20 protein-coding genes are annotated in these 20,566 nt (G+C 34.6%); 6 read left to right on the top strand and 14 right to left on the bottom strand.

What is annotated here, in order from left to right; translation table 11 throughout:
* Nucleotides 1–48 precede the first annotated feature (48 nt).
* A complete protein-coding gene (locus M0Q24_RS02225; RefSeq protein WP_295046625.1) occupies nt 49–720 on the top strand; it encodes a Crp/Fnr family transcriptional regulator in 672 nt (223 codons plus the stop codon).
* Nucleotides 721–755: 35 nt separating this feature from the next.
* On the opposite strand, the gene M0Q24_RS02220 is transcribed toward M0Q24_RS02225, so the two are convergent.
* The 5 genes from M0Q24_RS02220 to serS form a co-directional block, all read right to left on the bottom strand.
* Nucleotides 756–1,307, bottom strand: a complete 552-nt coding sequence (locus M0Q24_RS02220) for an N-acetyltransferase (protein ID WP_295046622.1) — start codon at nt 1,305–1,307, stop codon at nt 756–758.
* Nucleotides 1,308–1,400: 93 nt separating this feature from the next.
* Nucleotides 1,401–2,825 carry a catalase gene (locus M0Q24_RS02215; protein WP_295046620.1) on the bottom strand — a complete coding sequence of 475 codons (1,425 nt, stop codon included), beginning with the start codon at nt 2,823–2,825 and terminating at the stop codon, nt 1,401–1,403.
* A 74-nt stretch (nt 2,826–2,899) separates the two neighbouring features.
* Nucleotides 2,900–5,188 (bottom strand): EAL domain-containing protein, encoded by a 2,289-nt coding sequence (locus M0Q24_RS02210; RefSeq protein ID WP_295046617.1) that lies wholly within the window; start codon nt 5,186–5,188, stop codon nt 2,900–2,902.
* 304 nt (nt 5,189–5,492) lie between these two features.
* Complete coding sequence (locus M0Q24_RS02205; protein ID WP_295046614.1) at nt 5,493–5,645, bottom strand: hypothetical protein; 153 nt, start codon at nt 5,643–5,645, stop codon at nt 5,493–5,495.
* Nucleotides 5,646–6,039: 394 nt separating this feature from the next.
* Nucleotides 6,040–7,290 carry a serine--tRNA ligase gene (serS, locus tag M0Q24_RS02200; protein ID WP_295046611.1) on the bottom strand — a complete coding sequence of 417 codons (1,251 nt, stop codon included), beginning with the start codon at nt 7,288–7,290 and terminating at the stop codon, nt 6,040–6,042.
* 88 nt (nt 7,291–7,378) lie between these two features.
* Here serS and M0Q24_RS02195 point away from each other — a divergent pair, with 88 nt between their 5' ends.
* Entirely contained in the window at nt 7,379–9,121 is a 1,743-nt protein-coding gene (locus M0Q24_RS02195) for an HD domain-containing phosphohydrolase (RefSeq protein ID WP_295046609.1), read from the top strand.
* On the opposite strand, the gene M0Q24_RS02190 is transcribed toward M0Q24_RS02195, so the two are convergent.
* A complete protein-coding gene (locus M0Q24_RS02190) occupies nt 9,113–10,024 on the bottom strand; it encodes a methylenetetrahydrofolate reductase (RefSeq protein WP_295046606.1) in 912 nt (303 codons plus the stop codon). The two genes, M0Q24_RS02195 and M0Q24_RS02190, sit on opposite strands and share 9 nt — an antisense overlap.
* Nucleotides 10,025–10,078: 54 nt before the next feature.
* Between M0Q24_RS02190 and serB the strand changes: the two genes are divergently transcribed.
* Together serB and M0Q24_RS02180 are read left to right on the top strand one after the other, a co-directional pair.
* Nucleotides 10,079–10,705, top strand: a complete 627-nt coding sequence (serB, locus tag M0Q24_RS02185) for a phosphoserine phosphatase SerB (RefSeq protein WP_295046603.1) — start codon at nt 10,079–10,081, stop codon at nt 10,703–10,705.
* A gap of 10 nt (nt 10,706–10,715) precedes the next feature.
* Entirely contained in the window at nt 10,716–11,036 is a 321-nt protein-coding gene (locus tag M0Q24_RS02180; RefSeq protein ID WP_295046600.1) for a hypothetical protein, read from the top strand.
* On the opposite strand, the gene M0Q24_RS02175 is transcribed toward M0Q24_RS02180, so the two are convergent.
* The 7 genes from M0Q24_RS02175 to rpsF form a co-directional block, all read right to left on the bottom strand.
* The gene (locus tag M0Q24_RS02175) at nt 11,019–11,774 is read right to left on the bottom strand and encodes an endonuclease/exonuclease/phosphatase family protein (RefSeq protein WP_295046597.1); all 756 of its coding nucleotides are present in this window, start codon (nt 11,772–11,774) and stop codon (nt 11,019–11,021) included. The genes M0Q24_RS02180 and M0Q24_RS02175 overlap by 18 nt on opposite strands.
* A gap of 3 nt (nt 11,775–11,777) precedes the next feature.
* Nucleotides 11,778–13,028, bottom strand: coding sequence for a phospholipase D-like domain-containing protein (locus tag M0Q24_RS02170; protein WP_366934166.1), 1,251 nt, complete (start codon nt 13,026–13,028; stop codon nt 11,778–11,780).
* Nucleotides 13,029–13,400: 372 nt separating this feature from the next.
* Nucleotides 13,401–14,387, bottom strand: a complete 987-nt coding sequence (locus tag M0Q24_RS02165; protein ID WP_295046594.1) for a diaminopimelate dehydrogenase — start codon at nt 14,385–14,387, stop codon at nt 13,401–13,403.
* A gap of 18 nt (nt 14,388–14,405) precedes the next feature.
* Nucleotides 14,406–16,118 (bottom strand): hypothetical protein, encoded by a 1,713-nt coding sequence (locus M0Q24_RS02160; protein ID WP_295046591.1) that lies wholly within the window; start codon nt 16,116–16,118, stop codon nt 14,406–14,408.
* A gap of 123 nt (nt 16,119–16,241) precedes the next feature.
* On the bottom strand, nt 16,242–16,505 hold the full coding sequence (gene rpsR / locus M0Q24_RS02155; protein WP_021286960.1) for a 30S ribosomal protein S18: 264 nt from the start codon (nt 16,503–16,505) through the stop codon (nt 16,242–16,244).
* 27 nt (nt 16,506–16,532) lie between these two features.
* A complete protein-coding gene (locus M0Q24_RS02150; RefSeq protein ID WP_295046586.1) occupies nt 16,533–17,114 on the bottom strand; it encodes a single-stranded DNA-binding protein in 582 nt (193 codons plus the stop codon).
* 33 nt (nt 17,115–17,147) lie between these two features.
* On the bottom strand, nt 17,148–17,603 hold the full coding sequence (rpsF, locus tag M0Q24_RS02145; protein ID WP_295046583.1) for a 30S ribosomal protein S6: 456 nt from the start codon (nt 17,601–17,603) through the stop codon (nt 17,148–17,150).
* A gap of 218 nt (nt 17,604–17,821) precedes the next feature.
* Here rpsF and M0Q24_RS02140 point away from each other — a divergent pair, with 218 nt between their 5' ends.
* Nucleotides 17,822–18,826 (top strand): divergent polysaccharide deacetylase family protein, encoded by a 1,005-nt coding sequence (locus M0Q24_RS02140; protein ID WP_295046580.1) that lies wholly within the window; start codon nt 17,822–17,824, stop codon nt 18,824–18,826.
* Entirely contained in the window at nt 18,827–19,603 is a 777-nt protein-coding gene (locus M0Q24_RS02135; RefSeq protein WP_295046576.1) for a DNA-processing protein DprA, read from the top strand.
* Nucleotides 19,604–19,618: 15 nt separating this feature from the next.
* On the opposite strand, the gene M0Q24_RS02130 is transcribed toward M0Q24_RS02135, so the two are convergent.
* Nucleotides 19,619–20,533 (bottom strand): cation diffusion facilitator family transporter, encoded by a 915-nt coding sequence (locus M0Q24_RS02130; RefSeq protein ID WP_295046573.1) that lies wholly within the window; start codon nt 20,531–20,533, stop codon nt 19,619–19,621.
* Between the last annotated feature and the right edge of the window lie 33 nt (nt 20,534–20,566).

Raw genomic sequence — 20,566 nt, 5'->3', positions numbered from 1 at the left:
TAGAGCACTCAATTAATTTTTTACACTTCATAGTGTATAATCTACACTATGAACAGTGTAGAAAATTCGCAACAAATTATACTTAAAAAGATAAGTAATGCTCCACTTATTTTAAAGAAAAAGAAAAATTTATACTTTAAAAAGGGAGAAGATCCTCTCTCTCATACTAATACTCTTAAGTATTTTTACTTCGTTATGAGCGGTAAAATAAAGATTTATGATATTGATATAGGGAGCTCAAAAGAGCAAATCCTATATATTCTCTTACATGGAGATATGTTTGATGTAGTATCCTTACTTGATGGCAGGCCAAACCAATACATATCAGAAGTGCTCGAAGATGCTCATGTAGTTGAGCTTCCTTTAGAAGATGTTAAAGAGATGATTTTAAAAGATGAAAAGTTCCGCCAATATTTTTATGCCTATATTGCATCTCAGCTTAAATCTATGGAAAATTTGGCAGTTAGCCTATCTTTTTATGATGTATACCAAAGAGTCTTGCAACTTTTTACCCGTTTTACTGAGACTATAGATGGAGTGTCAAGATTAAAAGTAATCAATAATCTAAAACATGAAGATATAGCATCTATGGTAGGCTCGGTGAGAAAAGTTGTAAATAGAAGCCTGCAGAAACTTAAAAAAGATGGCATTATTGAGATAAAAAGAAAAAATATATATGTAAAAAACTTTCAAAAATTACTTGATAAATTGTCAGTCTAAAAAACAGCGTCTTTAGCTGCTCTCTAGTAAAGAGATTACAATCTTTTTATCATATGATGATACTCGTGGTTTGAAAGTTTTAAAATAGTGTTTTTTTTATAACCTATTTTTTCATATAAGCTAAGAGCTTTTATATTCTCAACATCCACTAAAAGTGATACTTTTGTAAAGCCCAACTCTTTTGCTTTTTCTTCAATAAAACAAAACAGTTCTTTTGCAATTCCACGCCCTTGAAACTCTTCAAAAACACTTATAGTATCTACATAAAACTCATCTTCAAAACACTCTTTATCAAAAGAGTCTAAAAAGATGTTTTTAGAAGCTAGGTGTCTAATCATAAGATTATCAAGTTCATCTACTCTATTTGAATCATAAGCTATTATAAGCCCTGCTAAGTCGTTTTTAACTTCATATGTGTAGATATTATTGTAACTTAGTCTATTTATATTCATAGAAATATAAAAATCTAAAGTTTTTAAAATCTTTTTCTTTTCACTTTCTCCAGTTAGTGTTTTTGCAACTTTACCAATTGCATTTAGTATAAGAATAGACAGACCTTGATCTGTTTTTTTTGCTTTTTTTATCATTTAGTTATTTACTCTTTAAAACTTATTTTAACTTTCTAAATCCCTGTAAAATCTGCATGAAAAAACTTTTCATACAGATAGAAGATTTTGAGATTAGAGATTCAAAGCTTTTGCTACACCTGCTCCATAAGCCGGATCTGCTTTTGTGCAGTTGTCTATATGTCTTTGCTTAATATTTTGTGGTGCATCGCCCATAGCTCTTGCTGTATTTTCAAAAAGGACTTTTTGCTCTTCTTTACTCATAAGTTGAAACAGCATTCTAGGTTGTGTGAAGTTGTCATCATCTTGCTCGTATCTGTTAGCTCCACCATCTAGATCTAACTCTGGCTCAGCAAACTCTTTTTGCTCTTGCCACTCATCATAAGAGTTTGGCTCATAACCTAGAGTAGCTCCAGCGTTGCTATCGACTCTCATAGCACCATCTCTGTGGTAGCTATTTGTTGGGCATTTTGGAGCATTTACTGGGATGAGGTTATGGTTAACTCCTAGCCTATATCTCTGTGCATCTCCATAAGAGAAGAGTCTTCCTTGGAGCATCTTATCAGGTGAAAAGCCAATTCCATTTACAACACTTGCAGGGTTAAATGCAGCTTGTTCAACATCTGCAAAGTAGTTCTCTGGGTTGCGGTTTAACTCAAACTCTCCAACTTCTATAAGTGGATAATCTTTTTTAAGCCACACTCTTGTTAAGTCAAAAGGGTTAAATTTGTAGTGCTTTGCATCTTCTTCGCTCATTATTTGCACAAACATCTTCCACTTTGGAAAGTCACCTTTTTCTATACTTTCAAAGAGATCTTGCTGATGGCTCTCTCTATTTTGCCCCACCAAGATTTGCGCCTCTTCATCTGTTAAGTTTTTTATCCCTTGCTGGCTAACAAAGTGAAACTTAACCCAGTTTCTCTCATTTTGCTCATTGATAAAGCTAAAAGTGTGGCTACCAAAACCGTGCATATGGCGGTAAGAGTAAGGAATACCTCTATCACTCATCGTAATGGTAACTTGGTGCAGAGCTTCTGGCAAGCTAGTCCAAAAATCCCAGTTGTTTTTTGCACTTCTCATGTTTGTTTTTGGATCTCGTTTAATGGCATGGTTTAGATCTGGAAACTTTAGTGGATCTCTTAGAAAAAAAACAGGAGTATTGTTTCCCACAAGATCCCAGTTTCCCTCTTCTGTATAAAACTTAAGAGCAAAACCACGGATGTCTCTCTCGGCATCTGCGGCACCTCTCTCACCAGCAACAGTGGAAAATCTAGCAAACATCTCTGTCTCTTTTCCAACTTCAGAGAAGATCTTTGCTTTGGTGTATTTTGTTATATCTTTTGTCACTCTAAAAGTTCCAAATGCACCTGAGCCTTTAGCGTGCATGCGTCTCTCTGGGATGACCTCTCTATCAAAATGTGCCATTTTCTCCAAATACCACACATCTTGCATAAGCATCGGACCTCTTGGTCCTGCAGTTAGTGAATTGTTATTATCAGCTACCGGTGCACCGACAACAGTTGTAAGTTTTTTCTTCATATCACACTCCTTTTTAAAAGATAATATTTATCCTTTGTAAGGATAGTATCATAATCTCAAATTAAATCAAAGGTTTATATATTGTGTTTTAGTAAAAACTCTTTATAGTCATTAGCATTAAGTGGTTTAGAATAAAAGTATCCTTGAATTTTAGGACAACCCTCAAGGAGTAGAAAATCTCTTTGTTCGTGAGTCTCTACACCTTCTGCAATAATGTCTATTTGCAAGTTTTTAGCTATGGAGATTACAGAGCGAACAATGGCAACATCTTCTTTGTCATGTGGAAGTTCATCTACAAAACTTTTATCAATCTTTAGTTTGTCAATTGGCAAGCGTTTTATATATGCAAGTGAGGAGTGTCCTGTACCAAAATCATCTATAGAGATACTAATGCCTAGTTTTTTTATTTCATTTATTATCACTATTGTTGCTTCTGGATTTTTCATCATTTCTCTTTCTGTAATCTCTAGATCTAGTCTTGAAGCATCAAAGCCTGTCTCTTTTAAAATATTTTTCAAATCAGCTATCATCTCTTTACTCTCAAGCTGTTTCGCAGATACATTTAGAGATAATTTTTTTATATCGATTCCACATTTTTGAAAATTCATTAGTTGATTCATAGTCTCTCTCATCATCCAAAGATCTATTTTAATGATAAGTTTTGTTTGTTCGGCAACTGGTATAAAATCAGCAGGCGACACAAATCCTAACTTTGGAGAATTCCATCTTATAAGTGCTTCAGCACCTATTATTTCACCAGTAGTAGTATCAATTTGGGGCTGATAAAATGCTTCAAACTGATTTTCTTGAAGTGCTATTTTTAAGTTTTTCTCCAAGATCACTCTGTTGAGAGCAGATTCGCTCATCTTTTTATCATAAAACTGATAAGTATCTCTTCCAATTTCTTTGGCTTTATACATAGCAGTATCAGCATTGCTCATTAAAATATCTACATCAGATCCATCGCGAGGAAAACAACTTATGCCTATACTAATAGTGATATTAAACACATTGTTTTGGAGTTCTATGGACTGTCCAATAGAATGTATGATTTTTTCAACAATTGCTAAAAGACCATCATCATCAACATTTTTAAGTAAAATAGCAAACTCATCTCCAGCTAATCTACATACAATATCTTCAGCTCTAACACAGCTTTTTAATCTCTTTGCAACACTTTTTAAAAGCAGATCTCCCATATAGTGTCCATAGGTGTCATTGATATCTTTAAATCTGTCTAGATCTAAAAATAAAATGCTAAACTTAGAGTTATGTCTTTTAGCACTCTCTATTGTATTTTTTACAATCTCCAAAAATAAAAAACGATTTGTTAAACCAGTTAGTGCATCATGGTGAGCTAAATAAGTAAGTTCTTTTGTTTTGCTTTTGACCAAATCTTCAAGTTTAAAATTTAAATTTTTTATGAGATTTTTTTTAGATTGAAAATATAAAAATAAAATATAACCTACAAATAACAAACCTCCAAAAACTAAAAATAGTATGTTTCGAACTTGAAAAATATCATTTAAATTTATTTCATCTAGGTTGTATGACATAATAAAATATGCCATTGGTTTGCCATGCTCATCATTTAGTTTATAAACACTCACAACCGAATGAGGCGAGAGGCATACAGTAGAGTTATCTTCGCAGTTTATTACCGCTTCTATGGAGTATGCTTTGATGTAGTCTAATAATTTTTCATCTGCCTTATCATTAACTATAAAGTAGTTTTGTATAAACTTAGTTTTATCTACATAGACTAACTGATCTTTATATGATTTATCTATAAGCATGATTGTATGCTCGTTGTTCTCTTGCATCTTTTGAATTATGGAGTCAAACATACCAAGAGTTTCAAACATACCAATAAAGATATCATTCTCATAGATGGGAACCATTGTTTTAAAAGAAATAGCAAATTTACCGGCACTTATAGAGGTTATGATTTGTGGATCTTTTATCATTTTATCTATATCTGAGCGAGCTTTTACTAAACTATCCCCCGTTTTGTTACTAAAACTTCTGTAAAAACTTTTACCTTCTGCATCAACGATTTGAAACCAAATATTTTTTAGATTAGTATTGTTTTTTAATTTTAAAGAGAACTCTTTTAGATTTATATTTAAACTATCTTTACTTAAAAGTGCATTTTTTATTTTTTGATCTTGTGACATCGCTAAAGACATCTGTAAAATAGCATCTTGTTTTTCTTTTATCAAAGATTCAAGATGTGTTTTCATGTTTTTTGAAATCTCTAAATATCTTTCATCTATTAAAGCTTCATTTTTACTAGTGATAAGTATATAACCGATAGAAGCAATTAGTAATAATAAGAAGATAGGGAATAATAATCTACTCAAATTTACACTATTCAAAAAACATCCCTTCTTCTAAAAATGACAACATTATAACTACAATATCTGAATTTATTATAGCAAAAGGAACTCAAAAATCGGGAGTATAGCGACTTGAATAAATAAGCAAATTTTACATAAGTTAATATAATCCTTTATGGCGGGCGATAAACTTAAATATTGCATGAATTGTTTAGTTCAAGACATTCAGAGGGGGCATTTGCCATAACTCAGAAAAAAATCAATAATTTAATAGAATTGTTCAGTAAAAAAATGTATAAAAATGACATAATTCTGTCATCCTGAACTCTTACAACCCGCCATTCCAAACTTCGATCAACCCGTCATTCCAAACTTCGATCAACCAGTCATCCTGAACTTCGATCAACCAGTCATCCTGAACTTCCATCAACCCGTCATCCTGAACTTGATTCAGGATCTCTTGAGGGTTTAAAAAATACATAAGGTTTTAGAGCCCTGATAAGATTGCGAGTCAAGCTCACAATGACGGAAGTGTCAGAAATGATAAGATTGCGAGTCAAGCTCACAATGACGGAAGTGTGGGAAATGATAAGATTGCGAGTCAAGCTCACAATGACGGAAGTGTCAGAAATGATAAGATTGCGGGTCAAGCTCACAATGACGGAAGTGTGGGAAATGATAAGATTGCGAGTCAAGCTCACAATGACGGAAGTGTCAGGCTGCAATGGCAGGAATGTTGTGACCATGAACTCTTACAACCCGTCATCCCAAACTTCGATCAACTCGTCATCCTGAACTTGATTCAGGATCTCTTGAGGGTTTAAAAAGTCACATAAACTTTAAAGTCTAGTTGATGGCTTATTCAGATAAAAAAATCACATTCCCAAATAAGGCTTTAAGACCTCAGGGATAGTGATACTTCCATCTTCTTGTTGGTTGTTCTCCATAATGGCTACTAGAGTTCTACCAACTGCTAACGCACTTCCATTTAGTGTATGAACCATTGAGTTTTTCTTGCCATCTTTAAAACGAATTTTTGCGCGTCTTGCTTGAAACTCTCTTGTGTTACTAACTGATGAGATCTCGCGGTAGGTGTTTTGTCCTGGTAACCAAACTTCTAGATCTATAGTCTTGGCTGCACTAAAGCCTAGATCTCCTGTACAGAGACTAACTAGGCGATGAGGTAGCTCTAGTGCTGTTAGTATGTCTGATGCACACTCTACCATCTCGCTAAAGATCTCATCACTTTTATCAGGATGAGAGATAGTTACTAGTTCAACCTTATGAAACTGATGCTGTCTTATCATCCCTCTTGTGTCGCGCCCTGCAGCTCCCGCTTCTTTTCTAAAGCAAGATGTATAAGCTGTCATTTTAACTGGTAGCTCCTCAGATGCAAGAATCTCATCTTGAAAAAGATTTGTTAGAGGAACCTCTGCTGTTGGGATCAAAAATAGATCTAGATCTTGCATTTTATAGAGATCATCTTCAAACTTTGGAAGTTGTCCTGTTCCCTCTAGTGCAGTTCTGTTTACAAGAGCTGGAACGCTCACTTCTGCAAATCCACGAGAGCGGTTAAAGTCAAGCATAAAGTTTATAAGTGCGCGCTCTAGTCTTGCACCCATTCCAAAACTTACAGAAAATCTAGAAGTTGCAAGTTTTACTCCTCTCTCAAAATCTATCCAGCCATTTTGCTCGGCTAGTTCCCAATGTTCTTTTGGAGTAAAACTAAACTCTCTTGGAGTTAGAACTTTTTTTAGCTCTTCGTTGTCACTCTCATCAGCGCCATGGGCTACATCATCATCTGGAATATTTGGGATTGACATCGCTATGGTTTCAAGTTCTAGATCTGCATTTCTTTGGATCTCTAAGGCTTCGCTTATCACAACTTTGTTTGCATCTACTCTTCGCTTGAGTTCGCTTATATCTTTGCCTTCTCTTTTGTAAGTTCCAAACTCTTTACTCATAGAATTTTGAAGTGCCTGAAGTGTTTCAAAACTCGCTTTTGCTTTTTTTAATTCTTGGCTTTTTTCTCTTAGTTTTTCTATAAGCTCTAGATCTACACCCTTGCGAATAAGCTTAGAACTCATAGTTTCAAAATCTTTTTGTAGTAGTTTTAAATCAATCATAATCTTCCTAGTATCTCCTAAATCAAGAGATGCAATTATAGCAAAAATTATTGTACAATATTGTTATGGAATTTTTAAAGGACTTTTTGTGGGCTATAAAGCTAAATTTATAAATAGAATTGTTTACCTGCTTATAGCTTCTTGGAGTGCTTTGATGCTTCTTGCAGCATCTGTTTCTATGTATAGAGATTATGAATATGCAACAATTTTAGCAAAAAATGAAGCTGTAGTAAGTGTCAAAAAAGATATAGCATATCGTAAGTGGATAGCCTCTCATGGAGGTGTTTACGTACCAATTACCAAAAGAACACCGCCAAATCCATACCTCTCCCATATAGAAAATCGTGATGTAAATACTTCAGCATCACAACAACTAACTCTTATGAATCCAGCATACACACTTTCACAAATGATGGAAGACTATAGTGAGCTTTACGGAACAAAAGGGCATATCACAAGTAGAATACTTATGAACCCAAAAAATAAGCCAGATGCATGGGAAGAAGAAGCTCTTAAAAAGATAGAAAACACACAAAAACCAACATTTGCAAAGTCTGATATAGATGACGAAGAGCATTTCCGCTATATATATCCACTGAAAACTGAACAATCATGTTTAAAATGTCACGCTTTTCAGGGCTATAAAGTCGGAGATATAAGAGGTGGAGTTTCAATCTCTATACCTATGAAGTGGTACTATGATGAAGCTTTTAAGACAATAGTGCTAAATATAGCGATAATCTTAGTAGTCTATCTCGTAGGTTTGAGTGTCATCTTATATGGTAGAAAAAAAGCTAAAGAGATAGTTGAGAAAAAAGTTAAAGACTATGAAGAACATATTTTTTCTTTAGTAAATATCATAGAAAAAAGAGATACATATACAGCTGGTCATACACAAAGAGTAGCAAAATACTCAGTTCTTATAGCTAAGGAAATGGGTTATTGTGAAGATAAGATAGAAGATCTTTACAGAGCTTGTATGTTACATGATATTGGTAAGATCTCTACACCTGATTCTATTTTACTAAAGCCAGGTAGATTAAATAACCTAGAGTATGAAATCATTAAAGAACATGTTGTTGTTAGTTATGAGCTACTTAGTAGTGTTGATATATACAAAGGCATTGCAGAAATAGTTCGCCATCATCATGAACATTTCAATGGAAATGGTTATCCACAAGGATTAAAAGGCGATCAAATTCCTATGCTCTCACAAATTATGACTGTAGCTGACGCCTTTGATGCGATGACAACAAACAGAATATATAAAGCTAGAAAGAGTGTAGTAAAAGCTATAGAAGAGTTAAATGAACTTGCTTCAAAACAGTTCAACGCCAAAGTTGTTAAAGCAGCTACTAAAGCATTAAAAGATATAAAACTAGAACACAACATTACACAAAGACCTAAGAGCAAGCTTGAAAAAGAGAGATTTGTTTATTTTTACAAAGATCAAATAACTGGTATATATAACAAAGAGTATCTAGATTTTGTTTTGGCATACAATAACTCAAATGAGTTTAATATGAAGTATCTATATATAATCTATCTTCATAACTTTGGTCAGTACAACACCAATCATGGCTGGGTAAGTGGGGATGAACTCTTAAGCAAATTTGCTAACAAGCTTGATTCTTTAGATGAAAATGATTTGGTATTTAGAGTTTATGGAGATGATTTTGTAGCTCTTAGTGAGAATGAGTTTGATATAGAGGCTCACATAGAAGAGCTTGAAGAGATTTTGCTTGGAACTAATGTCACATTGTCATACAAAAAGTTTAATATTGAACAAAAAGATATCACTAGTGCAAAAGATTTAGAAAAACTATTTTAATATCTCTTTTGCTAAACTAAACTGATTTGCACTCATAAGATGAATCTTTGGATGTAACTCTTTTAGGGAGTCAAAGAGAGTTTTACTAAGTTCAAAACCAACTTTATACTCTTCTTCTGCCCCTTGTTTGTTTGCAACTCTTAAGAGTTCTATCCATCTATCTGGTACATTTATACCAGGAACATGAGCAGACAAAAACTGAGCAGTACGGAGTTTCGTGATGGGAAAGATCCCTAAAATTAACTCAGCCTCTTTGTACTTAGGTAGAGAGTCTCTGTTTGCAGACTCTATGAGATCTAAGAGCATCTTTGCATTTTCTTTGTCATAAACAGGTTGAGTTATGATTCCAAGAGCACCATGCTTTATCTTTTTTTGCATCTTCTTTTGAAGTGTTTTTGGATTTTTAGCATAGGAGTTTACAACTGCAAAAGGGTAGATCTCTTTAGGTTTATGACCAAGAGGTTTTCCAGCAAAACTCATCCCAGAATTAAACGCACTAATGATATCTAGAAGTAATGTGCTGTCTGCTTCAAAAACACCTTTAGTATGAGGTTGGTCAGAGATATTGGCTGGATCTCCCGTAAGAGCTAAGATAGCACGAACATCAACTTCATTTGCACCAAGGAGATCTGACTGCAATGCTATCTTGTTTCTATCTCTCATGGTCATTGTGGCTAAGACTGGCTTATTAAATCTATCTTGAAGCATCTTTGCTGCAAAGAGTGAGTTGTACTTTAGTTTAGCTAAAGGGTTGTCTGTAGTTGAGAAAGCATCTACTAAGTGGTGAAGTCCAAGCTCTTCTATCTTGTCTATGATAGGTGCAAATTGAGGCGAGTTTGCAGGAGTTGTCTCTAAACTAATATAAGTGCCGTTTTTTAATTTATCTATGAGTTTTGTAAACAAAAAAAATCCTAAGTGGGTATAATTGCGATATTATAACAAAAGAGAGCACTATAGATGTTAAAGTTAGCAGTTTTTGATTTTGACTCTACTCTTATGGATGGCGAAACTATCGATTTTTTTGCCGAGGAGTTGGGTTTAGGCAAAGAGGTAGGTTTTATAACAGAAGAAGCGATGTCAGGGCGGTTAGATTTTTTTGAGTCACTGCAACAAAGAGTCAGACTTTTAGAAGGTTTAGACTACAGCATAGTTGAGAAAATCAGCCAAAATTTACCATATATGAATGGTGCTATTGAGACTATAGCCGAGCTTAAAAAAAGAGGTATGAGAGTAGTCTGCTTTAGCGGTGGTTTTAGAAGTGCTACTTCATACGCAAAAGATATACTAGGCTACGATGCGGACTTCTCAAATGTACTGCATCAAAAAAATGGCAAACTCACTGGTCTTGTGGGTGGAGATATGATGTTTGGCTTCTCAAAAGGCGATATGCTACAAAGACTTCAAAACCTTTTAGGTGTAAAAGAAGAAGAAACTTTAGTCTGTGGAGATGGAGCAAACGACCTTAGTATGTTCGCTCACGCAGGAACTAGAGTCGCTTTTTGTGCAAGAGAGATCTTGCAAAAAGAGGCAAATATAATCATAAAAGATAAAGATCTAACAAAAATACTAGATAAATTAAATTAGGAAAACAAAAATGCTACTAAACACCGTTTGGAGACAGTACAACAAAGAGAACAATTTTAGAGAACTACTAGCTAGATTTTGTAAAATGGAGATAGAGTCACTCATAGTAGATGACAAAGTTTTATATGCAACTCTTAAGTCAAAACTCACAAAAAAAGAGTTAAGACTCTTCGCTATGGATAGCGCACAAATGTCAAACGAAGAGCTTAAAGCTGGGCTAGAACTTGACGATGAAGAGCTAGAAATTGCAAAGTACAAACTATACAAAAAACTAAAACAAGACAAAGTCCGTCTAACTTTTAGAGAGTCAGCGCTAGGGTTTGATGCTTAGAGGTTTAATCTGTGCAAACTTTGCAATGATAGGGTTGTGATCTGAGATCTTTTTAGTATCGATAGCTTTTGCATTTAGTAGTTTTAGATTTTTGTAAAATATATGATCAATTGGTTTACTGAAAAATTGTTTTATATGTTTTGCATCGTCTATGATGGCTCTTTGGTATCCTAAAGAGTACTCAAAAGCCTGTAAATCGTGGATCCTTTTGTTTGACCAGTTGTTAAAATCCCCACTTACAATTACAGCACAATCCAAACCATACAAAAGCCCATAGAGCATATCTAGCTCTGCTTTGAACATCTTCGCATTTACAAAGTTTATGGCGTGGAGGTTTACGATGATAAGGAGTTGCCCATCTTTAAAGTAGTGATGTGTGATGAGATTTGCTTTTTTAGTAGCAAGAAAGAACTCTTTTGTTTGAGAGAGATGAGCTTTTTGATGTGCTATGGTTGCTTTTGAAGCTGTTAGGACTCCGTAGAGATGGTTTTTTGTCTCTATATTTGGTGCAGTTGCATAGTTGTATGGATCTATGATAATGTCGTATGATTTTTTGATCTTATACTCTTGAAATAGTAAAAAATCTATTGGGTTTTCATCTAAAAGCTCTTTAAGAGTGAGTTGGAAACTTGGATTTAGATTTTCTTTATGAATGTTCCAACTCATAAGTGAGAACTTCTCCTCTAGCGTTGCATCTTGAAAAAATCCCTCTAATGGCTTGCTCTTTGGGTAAAACATCTTCTACAACTGTGAGGCGAAAATTCTAGCGGAGTTTTCAAAGATACGGCGTATTCTACTTGCATCTTTTAGTTTTGAATGATCTGTATTTATTAAAGACTTCATCCAACTATGCATCTGCTCAATATGCTCTTTTGCGTATGAAATAGTAACTATTTCATAGTTTAGTAGAAGACTTCTATAGTCAAGATTACTAGATCCCAGGATTAGTGTTTCATCATCAAAAAGCATAGCTTTTGCATGAATCATCTTGCCCTCATATAGAACCACATCTATGCCAAATTCATAAAGATTTCTAATATAGCCACTTCGAGCAAAGTCCGCTATGGCGTGGTTTGAATTTTTAGGAGTAATTATCTTTACATCTATACCTTTATGCGAAGCTATTTTCATCGCTTGAAGTATAAACTCATCAGGGATAAAGTAGGGTGTAATTATCCAGATCCTGTTCTTTGCTGTATAGATAGAGTTTAAAATTACTTCAAGCAGAGCATCACCTTTTACATCAGGTCCACTAGGAAGTGCTTGGAGTGAGTGCTCCCCAACTATGTTTGGTGTAGAGTCTAAGAGTATAGTCTCTTGGTTATGCATATAAGCAATGTCTGAACTAAAAACATCTACATAACTCTTAACAATATCACCCTTTGCTTCAAACATCAGATCCAGCCAACGATCTTGCTCATAAGTCTCACCCATATACTCACTGCTTAGATTCATCCCACCGCTAAAGAGAGTTTCGTTATCTATGATAAATATCTTTCTATGATAGCGAAGATTTAGTTTTGTGATATTTTTTAAAGAAAAAACAGGAGCAAAAAAGTCAACAACAACACCAGCATCCCTAAGCTCTTTTAGAGGATTTTGCCACAGATAAAGCTTGTACGAACCTATGGCATCTATGATAAGGCGAACCTTTACTCCCTCTTTGGCTTTTTTTAGCAAAAGTGCAAAAATAGTCTCTGTAACATCGTCAATCTTAACAACATAAGCTGCCAAATCTATAGACTTTTTCGCACTTCTTAGAGCTGTTATAAAGGCACTATAAGCATCTTGAGAGTTAGTATATAGAGTTAGATTGTTGTTGTCAGATGCGGGTGCTATATTGTGTGCAAATATAAGGTTGTCAATGGGATGTGACGATGGAGACTGTTGTGGTTTTTCTAGGTTAAGGCTGTTTTTTTTATTTTTACTAGAGTGCTTTCTCACTCCAAAGAAATAGTAAAATAGGATAAAAATATATGGAAAAATAATCATAAACAGCAGCCAAACTATCATAGAAGTAGGGGAGCGTTTAGTATAGAGCATATGCAGAAGTGTTATGATTACGGCTAAGCCACCAGTTAGAAAAAATAGATATGAAAAGAGTATTTCTTGAGGTTCTATGTCTTTTACCTTTTTGTTAAATATATAAAGCCCTGATGAGATTGCGGGTCAAGCCCGCAATGACGAAGGGTTTGGACTTTCAAGAACGAAATTGTCAAACTGCAATGACGGAGGGTTTGGACTTTCAAGAACGAAATTGTCAGGCTGAAATGACGGAGAAGTCAAGCTTACAGTGACGGAGCGCAAAACCCACAATATTTGAGACATTATAGTATGTTGATATCATATGCACTCAAAACAAAACTATAAAAGTTCGACTCTTAGTTGATGTGCTGATTTGATAGAGAGAAGCCCTGGTGCTACATCAAAAGCAGTTTTTGCCCCAAAATCTCCCTTTACACTTAGTCTATAAGCAGCTCTTGCATAGGCAACTAGGACACTTGCAGTAAACTCTGGGTTACTCTCAAGATTTAGTGAATACTCGATAACTTGGTTATTCTCTTCGCTTGAGCTTCCACTTCGTATAACAAATCCACCATGAGGCATCTTGTTATGATTTTCATCTAGCTCTTTTTGGCTTATGAAATTTACAGTAGTTTCATACGGCTCAAAGTAGTTTGGCATAGTTTTTATTTCATTCTCAACTCTTGATGCGTCAGCCCCATCTTCTAGCACAACATAACACTCTCTTTTGTGTTTTTCTTTTGTTGATAGAGTAGGTCTTACGCCACTTCGCACTTTTTGTATAGCATCTTCTGATGGAAGAGTATACTGAACTCCCGCTTTTACTCCATCAACTCTTCTGATAGCATCAGAGTGTCCTTGACTTAGACCTTTGCCCCAAAAAGTATATGTCTCTCCAACTGGCAGTAGTGCTTCACCGTAGAGTCGGTTTATAGAGAACATTCCGGGATCCCAACCATTTGCTATTAAAGCTACTTTCTTATTCTCTTTTGATGGTTTATCAATACTATCAAAGTAGTCTGGGATCTTTGCGTGTGTGTCAAAACTATCTACTATGTTGAAGTTCTTGCTAAACTCTGGACCTTGGATAGGTAGATCATCTTTTGAACCTCCACAAAGTATCAAAACATCTATTTGATCTTTAAAATCTAAAATATCATCAACTAAAAAAACTTTAGTATGATCAAATATAGTTTTTACACTCTTTGGATCTCTTCTTGAGAAAACTCCAACAAGACTCATATCTGGGTTTTTTGAAATTGAGAGTTCAACTCCTCGTCCTAGGTTTCCATAACCCGCTATTGCGACTTTAATTTTTTCTTTCATCTATTCTCCTGTTTGAATTTATTTTAAGAGTATTTTAAAACTCACTCTTCTTGAGTACTCTCTGTTTTCGCCCTCACTATGCATAATTCGCTTTGAGTAACTAAAACCACTTCCTCTTAATATTTCACTAAGCCACTCTTGTTTTTTAAGATCTTGCTTTTTAAATATATGGCTAAGCGTCTCAAATGAGCGTTGCATAGAGAGTCTTTCATTTTTTAAGTATCTATCTGTAAACCCATTGTTACTCCATTCGCTAGAAGTGTGACCATTGACTTCAAGTGTGTCTATGAACTCTCTGTGTCTATATAAAAAATCAATAAGACGAGATGAAACCTTATCTAAAAATATTTTTTGTTGAGATGTTAACTTATATTCTCCCACTTTAAATAAGAGCCCATGGCTTAAAAACTCTATGGTTAAATCCTCTTTGATTCTTAGAGTTTTTGCATTTATTTCATTGGCAAAAAGTTCTAAAAGGGCATCATAAACATTTATGCTTTTTGTGGATGTTTGGGCTATGGTAGCATCACGATTAAGTTTTACTATCCACATATTTGAGTTTTGCTCATTTTTGTAAGTGTAGATCCCAGCTGCTGCAGCTTGAGAGTTTTCTAGTATGCTTACAGCATTTAGCATATCATAATTTTCTTCGCCAAAATGTTCTTGATATAGCATCTCTAAGTTCGAGTCACACATCATAACTAAAGCATCAGTGTTAAAAGTATCTCTAACATAACCAACACCAACAATAGTGCCATCAGAGTACTCTTTTATATCTTTTAGTCCACTTGCATAAGTTGTATTTATGATGTTGTCAATGATAACATTCTTTTGAAGATCAAATTTTATAAGTCTTACTTGATCTTTTTTCATCTCATCTTTTTGACTCAAAGAGACTAGAAAATTTCCATCTCTTAGTTTGATAATCTTGTGTGGAGTTATAAGTTCGTCTGACTTGTAGTGTTTTAGCCAGATCTTATCACCAGTTTGACTTACTCTCATTAGTGTTACATCTTTATGCTTGTCATAACTTGTAGTGCTTAAAACTAAGATAGAACCGTCTCTAGCTTCTACAGCGTCAATACCACTATCGTCATATTCTGTTCCATATTTTTTACTCCAGATCATATTTCCATGTTTAGAAAAACGAGTTAAGTAGATGTCATTTAAGCCTAAACCTGTCTCAAACAGATTGTCGCTTGTAGATCTAGTTGTAGCTGAAGATCCAACTGCTAAAACACCGCCATCGCTTAAGTTTATAAGGTTGCTCATTCTGTCGTAGTTTTTAGTACCAAAAGATCTGTTAAAGATAGTGTTGCCATTTGAGTCAAGTTTTAAAATAACTAAAGAACCATCCATAGTATGACCACCTACAAAGTAACCATTGGAAGGGGTTTTAACAAGAGCTACAGCTTCGCTAAAACTATTCATGTTTGTAGCTTTAGAGAGAGTTATATCTGCAAAGTCATCTACTCTTATAAGATGCATTTGTGAGCCGTGTGACCCTGAAACGCTAGCTAGATATTCAAATGCATCCGTATAAGTTTTAGCTTGTTCGTTGTTATTGTTTTTGTACTCCTTAGAAAAACCAACTGCACTGATCTGTCCATCATAATCTTGTGTGATGTCAAAAAGAGCGTTGTTAAATGGTTTTTTTACAATAACTGAGAAGTCAGAACTCTTAGCATGGATGAAAGATAGTAGTAACAAAAATGAGATGAGTATGCGCATATAACTACTTTTTTATATGTATTGTAGCAAAAAATATACCTAATTTTGTATGGAGTTTGTTTATATGAGGGAGTTTGGTAAAAGACTCAAGCTAGAGGAACTAACTTGAGCATGTTTAAAAACTTATCTTAAGTTTTCAAAAGGTGCAGTTACTACTGTTTTACGAGTAACACTGTATGGAACTAGAGCTGCTGCACGAGCACGTTTTACAACTGCTGCTATCATATCTTGATGACGTTTACAATTTCCTGTAAGACGACGAGGCATAATTTTATAACGCTCTGAAAGAGAGAAGCGAAGTGCTCCTACATCTTTGTAGTCCATAAAATCAACTTTTGATTCACAATATTTACAATATCTTTTTTTGTATTTTCTTTTTTCAGCCATGGTATTTTCCTTGATGTTATTTATTTACTAAAATGGAATTTCATCTTCATCTATATCTATTTCAGGTATAGAATCACTGCTTGGCATTTGGCGACTTTGAGTATTTGCATTTTTTTGCTCATAGCCATTTGCCCCACCTTGAGGTTGATAACTTTGCTGCTTTGGCTCATTGTTGTAACTTTGTTGTTGGCTTGGTTGCTGATAGCTTTGAGCTTGTTGTCCACCTTGGTTATAGCTTTGCGCATTGTTTTGCGTTGGAGCTTGATAACCACCACCTTGAGAGTCACCTTTTGAGTCTAGCATCTGCATAGTTTCAACTATTACAGAGTGTTTTGAGCGTTTTTGTCCATTTTGATCGCTCCATTGCTCAAAGTTAAGTCTTCCCTCAACTAAGATCTTGCTACCTTTACGGAGATATTGATTAGCAATCTCTGCACTTCTAGCAAAAAATGTGATATCTACAAAACAAACTTCTTCTTTTTTTTCACCATTACTAGTGAACTTTCTACTAGTTGCTATTGCAGTTTTTGCAATACCCATACCAGCTTGAGAATATCTAAGTTCGATATCACGAGTTAAGTTTCCGACTAATATTACTTTGTTAAACATGAGCTTTCCTTCTTAATTATAATGCTTTTGAGATTACTCTTGTGTAGTTGAGCTTTCTTCTGTAGTAGCAACTTCTTCTTGTGCAGGCTCTTCTGTAGCTACTGGAGCTTCTTCTTGAACTGGTGCAACTTCTTCTTTAGTTGGTGCTTCTGCTTTTTTATTAGCTTTTTCAACTAGATGATTCCATGCAGCTATTTCACGATTTGTATCGTACTTGATAGTTACAAAACGAAGAAGATCTTCATTAATACGAAAGCGTCTCTCAATTTCGCTAATTGCAGATGGTGCAACAGAGTAATAAATAACATGGTAATAACCACGCTCGTTTTTGTTTATAGGGTATGCTAATTTTCTCATTCCCATAGCGTCTGTAGTAGCAATAACGCCACCGTTTGAAGTGATAGTCTCTTCAATAGCGTTGATGCTACTTTGGATCTCTTCAGCTGTAAATGTTGGTTTAATGATAACTAAGTTTTCGTAGTTTCTCATAGAGTATAATCTCCTTTTGGTATTTGCCGTAATGGCGTTGTTTCCCTTTCGGATGTGTACATATCGCACTATTGCGATACAAAGAGAAAGGAACGGGGGGATTATACAGAAATATTGCTTAAAAAAAACTAGTCTTTGTTTTTATGGCAATTTGTCATAACTATTTTGTTTTTTTACTTTTTTGGATATAGTTATGAAAAATTTAAGAATGGTTTTATATGGCAAAACGAAAAAAAAAGCAGACAAAAAGTAGCAAGATCTTAACATATGTAGCTTGGATTTTAGCGTTAGTAGCGCTTATATTAGGCTCTTTAGTTGGAGGTTATTATATAGGTTATGAAGAAGCTACAAATGATATAGAGCTGCAGTCTCAATCTCAGAAAAAGAAAAGACTCACAATGCTTAAAAAGATGGAAGAGATTAGCTCAAAAAAAGATAATAAAAGCGTAAATACAAGATTAAAAGATGTGTTAGATAAAGAGAGTAAAAAAAGTATTGGAGCAGCTGCGCATGAGTATGGGGATACAACCCTTCCAACACCGCCTGAACCTATACAAAGAGAAGTAAAAAGAACTATTGCAAAACCAAAACTAGCCATAATTATAGATGATGTAAGTGTAAGCTCACATGTAAGAGCTATAAAGAGTTTAAATCTGCCTTTGACTATGTCGTTTTTGCCACCTAGCAAATTTCGCCCAAATTCAGCAAAACTCGCACAAAAAGAGAGCATATATATGGTGCATCTTCCTATGGAAGCACAAAGCTTTAGTGCAGAAGAGCCTATGACTCTTAGGATTAGTGACTCTGATGCAAAGATACAAAGCAGGATAAGATCTATAAAAGAAGCTTTTCCTAGAGTCTCTTATATAAACAACCATACAGGGAGTAAGTTTACATCAGATGAGATGGCGATGAATCGCCTCATTTACGCTTTAAAAGCACAAAATATTTACTTTATAGATAGTAGAACTACAGCCGAGACAAAAGCACCAAAAGTTATGAAAAACTTTGGTTTAGAGTATGTTGCAAGAGATGTTTTTTTGGATCACGACTTGGACAAAGAGTCTGTAAAAGAGCAGATTAAAAAAGCTATAAAAGTGGCAAAAACTCATGGAACTGCCATTGCAATTGGTCATCCTCATGCAAATACTCTTATGGCACTAAAAGAGTCTAAACATCTATTTAAAGAGGTAGAATTAGTCTATATAGACAGGCTTTACTAGATGCAAAAATTAGAAGAGAAAATTGTAGAACTAAACGCAATGAAAAGCTATCCAAAAGAGCTTTTCTTTAGTGGTAACTTTTCTCTTTTAAAACGAAAAAAAATCTCGATAGTGGGAAGTAGAAAACCATCTAAATACTCAAGATCTCTGACTCATCAACTTGCATCAAAACTCTCAAAAAATGGAGTTTGTATAGTAAGCGGTGGAGCTATGGGGATAGATGCTATAGCACATAAAGCGGCAGGCGAGGCAAATACTATCTCAGTCCTACCTTGTGGTATCAACATAAAGTATCCATCAATAAACAAAAATCTTCTTTGTGACATAGAGAAACAAGGCTTACTACTTAGTCAGTTTAAAAAAGATTTTAAAGCTACTCCTTGGAGTTTTGTTGTTAGAAATGAGCTTGTTGTAGCTCTAGGAGATGTCTTAGTTGTCGCAGAAGCCGAGCTAAGTAGTGGAAGTATGAGAAGTGTAGAATTTGCTCTAAAGATGGGTAAAGAGATCTATGTACTTCCTCACAGGGTAGGCGAGAGTAGTGGCACAAATGAACTTTTAAAGCAAGGTAAAGCAACAGCCATATACGATGTAGAGGAGTTTGCATCTAGGTATATAGATGTAGATGCAAAGCAACAGATTAAAACAGATGACTTTTTAGAGTTTTGCAGATCAAGTCCAACATACGATGAAGCACAAAAAAAATATGCAAGTAGAGTTTTTGAAGCTGAACTTAGTGGTGAAATAGTTATACAAAATGGGTTAGTTCTTTTAAAATAAGAGTCTAAAAGCCAACTACCACTCAAACTGAAAAGTTGTGTGGACTATCTTAAACTTCTCTTTTAACTCTTGGTTTAAACAACTTAAAATATCCTCGTACTCGTCTAAAGAGCTTTTTTCTATCTTTACATGAGCAGTCATATTGTACATATCTTGTGTTATTTCCCATATGTGTATGTCGTGAAGGTCGATAACTCTTCTATCTCGTTGAACAAACTCTTTTATGGTTTTTATCTCTATGGGAGAAGTCTCCATAAGAGTATTTATAGAGCTCTTAAGTATATCTATAGCCCACTTTGCAATAACAAAAGCGACTAAAAGAGCTAAAAATATATCTATAAAGTACCAGTTTGTATAGTATATGACTATGTAACCTATGATGATGGCAACGGAGGAAAGTGCATCGCTTAGCATATGTACAAATGCAGATTTAAGGTTGTTGTTTTCTCTGTCTCCTTGCATCAAAATAACGCCTGTGATTATGTTTACAACAAGTCCTATAATAGCCACACTAATGGCTAGAGATATATCAATGCTACTAGGATTTAAAAACCTCTCTATAGCCTCATAAACTATCCATAAAATGGACAATATTATAGTGATGCCATTGATAAAAGCAGCTAAAACTTCTGCTCTGTAGTATCCAAAAGTTTTCTCTAGTGGAGCAGATTTGCTAGCTAATATGATTGCAACAAGTGAGACAATAAGCGCAAATGAGTGAGTAAACATATGAATAGCATCTGAGATAAGTGCCAAAGAGTTTGACATATATCCAGCAACAAACTCCGCTATCATAGTTATAAAAGTAATTAAAAGAGTTATTTTTAAGAGTCTTTTATCTGTACTTCTATGATCATGAGAGTGTCCATGAGAAGTATGCTTTATGTATGGTTTATGCTCGTTTAGCCCAAAATCACAGTGTTTGTTCATAATCTTTTCATCTACTTTTTAATATTTAGTTTA

The sequence above is a fragment of the Sulfurimonas sp. genome (assembly GCF_023228785.1).
Classification (GTDB): Bacteria; Campylobacterota; Campylobacteria; order Campylobacterales; family Sulfurimonadaceae; genus Sulfurimonas.
Note: the sequence above shows the minus strand (reverse complement) of the source record. Positions and strands in the feature narration are given on the sequence as shown.

Coding starts and splice junctions, on each gene's coding strand:
- M0Q24_RS02170 (WP_366934166.1), bottom strand. CDS start 13,028: ATGATTATTTTTCCATATATTTTTATCCTATTTTACTATTTCTTTGGA.
- M0Q24_RS02165 (WP_295046594.1), bottom strand. CDS start 14,387: ATGAAAGAAAAAATTAAAGTCGCAATAGCGGGTTATGGAAACCTAGGA.
- M0Q24_RS02140 (WP_295046580.1), top strand. CDS start 17,822: ATGGCAAAACGAAAAAAAAAGCAGACAAAAAGTAGCAAGATCTTAACA.
- rpsR (WP_021286960.1), bottom strand. CDS start 16,505: ATGGCTGAAAAAAGAAAATACAAAAAAAGATATTGTAAATATTGTGAA.
- rpsF (WP_295046583.1), bottom strand. CDS start 17,603: ATGAGAAACTACGAAAACTTAGTTATCATTAAACCAACATTTACAGCT.
- M0Q24_RS02130 (WP_295046573.1), bottom strand. CDS start 20,533: ATGAACAAACACTGTGATTTTGGGCTAAACGAGCATAAACCATACATA.
- M0Q24_RS02150 (WP_295046586.1), bottom strand. CDS start 17,114: ATGTTTAACAAAGTAATATTAGTCGGAAACTTAACTCGTGATATCGAA.
- serB (WP_295046603.1), top strand. CDS start 10,079: ATGTTAAAGTTAGCAGTTTTTGATTTTGACTCTACTCTTATGGATGGC.
- M0Q24_RS02225 (WP_295046625.1), top strand. CDS start 49: ATGAACAGTGTAGAAAATTCGCAACAAATTATACTTAAAAAGATAAGT.
- serS (WP_295046611.1), bottom strand. CDS start 7,290: ATGATTGATTTAAAACTACTACAAAAAGATTTTGAAACTATGAGTTCT.
- M0Q24_RS02160 (WP_295046591.1), bottom strand. CDS start 16,118: ATGCGCATACTCATCTCATTTTTGTTACTACTATCTTTCATCCATGCT.
- M0Q24_RS02220 (WP_295046622.1), bottom strand. CDS start 1,307: ATGATAAAAAAAGCAAAAAAAACAGATCAAGGTCTGTCTATTCTTATA.
- M0Q24_RS02205 (WP_295046614.1), bottom strand. CDS start 5,645: ATGTATTTTTTAAACCCTCAAGAGATCCTGAATCAAGTTCAGGATGAC.
- M0Q24_RS02215 (WP_295046620.1), bottom strand. CDS start 2,825: ATGAAGAAAAAACTTACAACTGTTGTCGGTGCACCGGTAGCTGATAAT.
- M0Q24_RS02135 (WP_295046576.1), top strand. CDS start 18,827: ATGCAAAAATTAGAAGAGAAAATTGTAGAACTAAACGCAATGAAAAGC.
- M0Q24_RS02180 (WP_295046600.1), top strand. CDS start 10,716: ATGCTACTAAACACCGTTTGGAGACAGTACAACAAAGAGAACAATTTT.
- M0Q24_RS02175 (WP_295046597.1), bottom strand. CDS start 11,774: ATGTTTTACCCAAAGAGCAAGCCATTAGAGGGATTTTTTCAAGATGCA.